5 protein-coding genes are annotated in these 6,003 nt (G+C 72.2%); 4 read left to right on the top strand and 1 reads right to left on the bottom strand.

All coding sequences use genetic code 11. From position 1 onward, the window contains the following. The first annotated feature begins 235 nt into the window (after positions 1-235). From ACFFNX_RS39430 to ACFFNX_RS39420, 3 genes are all read left to right on the top strand, one after another. Positions 236-808 carry a CGNR zinc finger domain-containing protein gene (locus ACFFNX_RS39430; RefSeq protein ID WP_378211261.1) on the top strand — a complete coding sequence of 191 codons (573 nt, stop codon included), beginning with the start codon at positions 236-238 and terminating at the stop codon, positions 806-808. Between the two features lie 154 nt (positions 809-962). Further along, positions 963-2,504, top strand: coding sequence for a GAF domain-containing sensor histidine kinase (locus ACFFNX_RS39425; protein WP_378211260.1), 1,542 nt, complete (start codon positions 963-965; stop codon positions 2,502-2,504). Positions 2,505-2,620: 116 nt separating this feature from the next. Continuing rightward, positions 2,621-3,157 (top strand): GNAT family N-acetyltransferase, encoded by a 537-nt coding sequence (locus ACFFNX_RS39420; RefSeq protein ID WP_378211259.1) that lies wholly within the window; start codon positions 2,621-2,623, stop codon positions 3,155-3,157. Positions 3,158-3,508: 351 nt separating this feature from the next. On the opposite strand, the gene ung is transcribed toward ACFFNX_RS39420, so the two are convergent. Continuing rightward, positions 3,509-4,201 (bottom strand): uracil-DNA glycosylase, encoded by a 693-nt coding sequence (ung, locus tag ACFFNX_RS39415; protein ID WP_378211258.1) that lies wholly within the window; start codon positions 4,199-4,201, stop codon positions 3,509-3,511. A 399-nt stretch (positions 4,202-4,600) separates the two neighbouring features. Here ung and ACFFNX_RS39410 point away from each other — a divergent pair. Continuing rightward, a partial coding sequence (locus ACFFNX_RS39410; protein WP_378211257.1) for an MFS transporter occupies positions 4,601-6,003 on the top strand: 1,403 nt, incomplete at its 3' end.

The raw sequence follows: 6,003 nt of genomic DNA, 5'->3' as shown, positions 1-6,003 counted from the left end.
GCTCGCCGAGGCCGCGCTCCGCGCGGGTGTGCTCGTCGGCCCCGGCCGTCGCTGCTTCCCCGCCGAGCCGGCCGGGCCCCGCGTACGGCTGAGCTACGGATCGCCGGGCGGCGAGGCCGAGTTCGCCCGCGGCGTGGCCCTTCTGTCCCGCGTGCTCGACGAGAGCCGATAGTCTCCGGCAACCGGTGACCGGCATTCGCCGGTGTCGCCGACCGTCGTCATCGAGGAGGGGCCGATGACCGGCCCGGAGCACGCGCTGCTGGTGCGCGACTTCGTCAACACCTACGACCTGCAGTGCGACATCGAGGAGTTCGGGGCGCCCTCCGACCTCAGCGGCTGGCTGGCCGAGCGCGGCCTGGTGGCATCCGGCGCCTCCGCGAATGAGTCCGACCTGGGCCTGGCGGTCGCGCTGCGCGAGGGCCTGCGGGCGGCGATGCTCGGTCGGGCACGGCCGGAGCTGGAGGGCCTGCTGGCCGCCCTGCCGATGCGCCTGTCACTCGACGGCCCCCGGCTCGTACCGATCCACCGTGGGGTCCGCGGCGGGCTCGCCGAGGTGGCGGCGGCGGTCATGGCGAGTGCGTCCGACGGCACGTGGGAACGGCTGAAGGCGTGCCGGGCGACGGGATGCCGCTGGGCGTTCCTCGACACGTCCAAGAACCGCTCCCGCGCCTGGTGCTCGATGCGCATGTGCGGCAACCGCACCAAGACCCGCGCGTACCGCGAACGCCGGCGGAGTGGAATTCCGGTCGCCCGCCGGAAAATCGGCGCCGATGATGCCGATGTGACGAATGAACGGACCAGTGTTTGAACCGTCAATGAATGGCCGGGTGTACGACGCCCGCCCGGCCTGAACAGGCGGCGGTATCATGGGGCTGATTGGCCGAGCCTGGACATGCACTGACGAATTCAGGTAGTTGGCGCCCGCCTCGATGCGCCGGCCTTAGCCGGCCAGAGGATCACCGATGAGAGTACGAGCCCCGCGCCTCGCCCTGTCGCGGACCTGTGTCGCCACCGTGGCCTTCCTGCCGATGTCCGGGCTGGTCGGCGACTTCGGTCTGCCGATCGCGCAGGCCGTCTTCGGAGAGGGACGGGCCCGGCCTTCGCGGGCACCCGAGACCGCGGCGGTTTCGGCGCCCCGGTCGAAAACGCTGGAAATGGTCCTGCATGACGATTGGGTTCACCAATCCCGCGCAGTTTGGCTTCCGGCGGGGCTGGTCGTGATCATCGCCATTCTGGCGTCCCTTTCCCTGTTCGCCTTTCTCACCCGCGGTTCGGTCCGGCCGACGCCGGGCGGCCGGGCCGGCGGAATGGACCCGCTCGAGAGGCACGCGCTCCTCACCCTGAGCGCGTCGCTGCGACGGCGCGACGACGAGGCGCACCGCACGCAGGCGACGCATCAGGCGCAGGCGGCGCTCCGGCGCGTGGCGACGCTCGTCGCGCGCGGAGTCCCGCCCCAGGAGACGTTCAGCGCGGTCGCCGGGGAGATGGGGCGCCTGGTGGGGCCGGATCACGTGACGCTTCAGCGGTTCGAGCCCGACGACACGGTGCGGGCGGTCGGCCACTGGAGCGCCCCCGACGCCCCTCAGATCATGCCGCCCCTCGACGGGCACTGGCCGAACGAGGAGGGAACCGTCGGGATGACGGTGCTCCGCACCGGGCGTCCGGCCCGGATGACGATCTCCGCGGATGTCACCACCGAGATCGGCTCGTGGCTGTGGTCGAAGGGGATCTGTTATGTAGTTAGTTGCCCTATCTGGGTCGAAGGCCGGATATGGGGGACGATGACCGTCCTTTCCCGTACAGAGCCGCCGCCCGTGGTCACCGAGGCACGCATGGCCGACTTCGTGGAACTCATCGGCACCGCGATCGCCAACAGCCAGGCTCGCGCGGAACTGCTCGCCTCCCGGGCCCGCGTCGTCGCCGCGTCCGACGAGACCCGCCATCGCATCGAACGTAATCTGCACGACGGCGTCCAGCAGCGTCTCATCGCGCTCGGGTTCGAGGTCCGCTCGGCCGAGGCCGCCCTGTCCCAGGAGGCGTTGCGGGGGCAGCTGGCCTCCATCGGGCAGGAGATCGCGAACATCCTCGGGGAGGTGCGTGAGATCTCACGGGGCCTGCACCCGGCGATCCTCTCCAAGGGCGGTCTCGAGACGGCTCTGCGGACACTCGGACGCCGCTCGGCCGTACCCGTCAAGATCGATATCAACCTCGGCCGGCGCCTGCCGGAGCCCGTCGAGATCGCCGTTTACTACATCGTCTCCGAGGCGCTGGCGAACGCGTCGAAGCACGCGAACGCGTCGCTGGTGATCGTCGATCTCCGTGAGAACGACGGCGCCGCGTGGGTGTCGGTCCACGACGACGGCGTCGGCGGGGCCGATCTCGGCGGCTCGGGTCTCATCGGCCTCAAGGACCGCGTCGAGTCACTCGGCGGTTCGATCCAGGTCGACAGCCCCGCCGGAAAAGGCACCTCACTGCTGGCGATACTGCCGACCGACAAGACTTGAGCGCCGCCTTCGAACACGGGCTCCGAGCACGGGCGGCCGCGTCATGGCGGCGAACGCCGCCCGGCGCGCCGCTAGAGTGCCAGTCGCGGTGACGAATCACGGAACGGAAGCGGGCGTTGAGCGTAGTAGGGGTACGACCGGCCTATCCGGGCGACGTCGAGGCCGTCGCAGACATCCAGGTGCGCGCCTGGCGCGAGGGCTACGACACGGTCATCCCGGCCGCGGCCCTGGCCGAGATGACCGGGCCGGAGGCGCTCGGCCTGTGGCGCGAACGCTGGGCCGAGGCCGTCGCCTCGCCACCGAGCCCGCGGCACCGGCTGCTCGTGGCCGTGGACGAGGGCGTCATCACGGGCTTCGCGGCCCACGCCCCGGCCGGCGACCCCGATCAGGACTCCGCGACGACCGGTGAGCTGCTGACGCTCCTGGTCGACCCGTCGAGACGGCGGGCGGGTCACGGCAGCCGCCTGCTCGCCGCGACCGTGGACCACCTGCGCGACGACGCCTGCACGACGGCGGTCACGTGGGTGTTCGCGGCCGACGACGTGCTGCGGGCCTTCCTCGTGTCGGCCGGCTGGGCACCGGACGGCGCTCACAGCAAGGTCGACATGGGCGAATCCGTCGCGATGGTCCGCCTCCACACCGCCCTCACCTGACTTCGGGGCCTGAACCCGCCGTACCGGCGCGGTCGGGAGAGACGAGACGCCGGTGGAGCATCGGCGAGCGGAGGCCGTACGCGCCTCGTACCGCTATGACGCGATCGGCCTCGTACGGCGACCGACCGCGACCCGCGGCGGCTGCGTTGCGGACGCCCCGTCGCGCGCCGAACGGATCCGGCGGCTCCATCGGTGTGCGACGCCTCGTTCCCGCCGGACGCGGGGCGGAGGCGGCGCGGTCGATCGGGCGGGACCACGGCGAGGAACCCGGGCGGAACCCGCCGTGGCCCGCAGACCGGATGCGTGAACCGCTCTGCCTGGAGCGAGACCGGAGTCCGAGTGGCGCGGCGCCTAGAAGATCTTCTGGTCGAGGGTCCAGTCGATCTCCGGGCGGCCGGCGTCGGTCAGGGCCTTGTTGACCGCGCTGAACGGGCGCGTGCCGAGGAAGCCGCGAGGATTCATCGGGCTGGGGTGGCCGGCCTCCAGGACGACGTGGCGCGGGTTGGTGACGAGATCGCGCTTCTTGCGCGCGTACGCGCCCCAGAGGACGAACACGATGCGCTCGTCCGTCGCGTCCAGGGCCCGGATCACCGCGTCGGTGAACTCCTCCCAGCCCTTGCCCGCGTGCGAGCCCGCCTTGCCGGCGCGTACGGTCAGGACCGCGTTGAGCAGCAGCACGCCCCGCGCGGCCCACGGGGTCAGGTCGCCGCCGGCCGGCATCGGGACGCCGAGGTCGTCGCGCAGCTCCTTGAAGACGTTGCGGAGCGACGGCGGCACGCGCACGCCCTCGCGGACGCTGAAGCTCAGCCCGTGGGCCTGCCCGGGACCGTGGTAGGGGTCCTGGCCGAGGATCAGCACCCGCACGTCGTCCGGTGAGCACAGCCGGAACGCGCTGAACAGGTCGGGCAGCGCGGGGTAGACGACCTGTCCGTCGTACTCGGCGGCCACGAAGTCACCGAGGCGCCGCGTGGCCTCCGCGTCGAGCAACGGCTCGATGAGGTCACGCCATTTATCCGGCAAAAGCTCGAGGAGATCGAAGGACATGTGCCGAAACTAACAGTGCGCACCGACAAACGGAGGCTCAGACCCGCGGATCGTCCAGGCCGGCGTCGTCCTCCTGCGGGCGGGTAGGAGTGTCGAGCGGGAACCGGCGGCCCGGGCGACGCCACAGCACCGCCGGACCGTACGGCGTCAGGCCGTCACTCCCCCATGAACCGCCGCCGGCGCGGGGCCACGACGTGCCCGGCCATCGCCGGCCGGCGTGACGGCGACAAGCGTTCGGGGTCCGCCTCGGAGGCGCGCACGGCGACATCGTCCGTGCTCAGTGCCCCCATGGCCAGAGGGCGACCCGGATCAGGGGGATCGGGGGGCGAGGGTAGGTTGAAGTCGAACCGTTCAGCGGCGAACCATCGCCCACACTCAGGCAGGTCCACCCGAATCCCCATGACTGTCAGCACGGCTCCGGCCGCTCCCGCCCCCGCGATCGACCGTCCGGGCCGTCGCCGGTGGCTGGGCATGGTGATCATCGGCCTCGGCGTCTCTCTGATCATCGTCGACGCCACGATCGTCAACGTCATGCTCCCCCGCGTGGTCGGTGACCTGCGGCTGAACACGGCCGACGCCGAATGGGTCACCTCGGTCTACTCCCTCGTGTTCGCCGCGCTGCTCATCCCGTTCGGGATGGCCGGCGACGTGTACGGGCGGAGACGGATGTTCCTGCTGGGCACGGTGGTGTTCGTGCTGGCGAGCCTGCTCGCGGCCGCCGCGGGAGGCGGCGGCGCCCTCATCGGCGCGCGCGTGCTGCAGGGAGTCGGGGCGTCGATGATCCTGCCGGCCACGCTGTCCACGGTGACCGCGGTGTTCCACGGCCGCGACCGCGCCGTGGCGTTCGGGATCTGGGGCTCGCTCATCGGCGGCATGGCCGCCCTCGGACCACTGCTCGGCGGCTGGCTCGCCACCTCGTACGGCTGGCGCTGGGCGTTCGGGGTCAACCTGCCGATCGGCGCGGTGGTCATCGCCGGGGCCCTCATCCTGGTCCCCGAGACCCGCGACCGTACCGCCCGGCGCGGCGTCGACTGGACCGGCGGGCTGCTGGCCGCGGCCGGGCTCGGAGCGATCGTGTTCGCGCTCATCGAGGGGCAGCGGTACGGCTGGTGGCGTCCGCTGAAGCCGTTCTCGGCGGGAACGATGCACTGGGACGCCGGGATCTCCCCGGTGCCGGTCGCCCTCGCGGCCGGGGTGGTCGCGCTGTTCGCGCTGCTCGCCGTCGAGCGGGCACGGGCGGCGGCCGGACGCCCGGTCGTACTGGACCTGGCGCTGTTCCGCATCCCCTCCTTCCGCCGCGGCAACGCCGCCGCCTCACTGATCAGCGTGGGCGAGCTGGGGCTGATGTTCACGCTGCCGCTGTTCCTGCAGGACGTGCACGGCGATTCGCCGCTCCAGGTCAGCGTGGCGATCCTGCCGCTGGCCCTCGGCACGCTGGTCGTCGGCGGCTTCGCGGCGCGGCTGTCGCGGCGTGTGGGCGCCGCCCGGATGCTCCAGGCCGGCATGGCCCTGGAGACCGTCGCGGTGCTCCTCATCGGCCTCACGACGCACGCCCGCACCACCGGGTACGCGCTGGCGCCGTGGATGCTGATCTACGGCATCGGGCTGGGCCTGACCACCGCGCAGCTGACGAACATCGTCCTGCGCGACGTGCCGCCGGCCCGCGCGGGCCTCGCCTCGGGCACGCAGTCGACCGCCCGGCAGGTCGGCTCGGCGCTGGGCATCGCGCTGATCGGCGCGGTCTTCGCGACCAGCCTCAGCCACGTCGCGACCGACCGGCTGCGCGCGGCCGGGGTCCCGGT

It is taken from the genome of Actinoallomurus acaciae (assembly GCF_042429965.1).
Classification (GTDB): Bacteria; Actinomycetota; Actinomycetes; order Streptosporangiales; family Streptosporangiaceae; genus Actinoallomurus; species Actinoallomurus acaciae.
The sequence above is the reverse complement of the archived record's forward strand: the minus strand, read 5'-3'. Positions and strand labels throughout refer to the sequence as shown.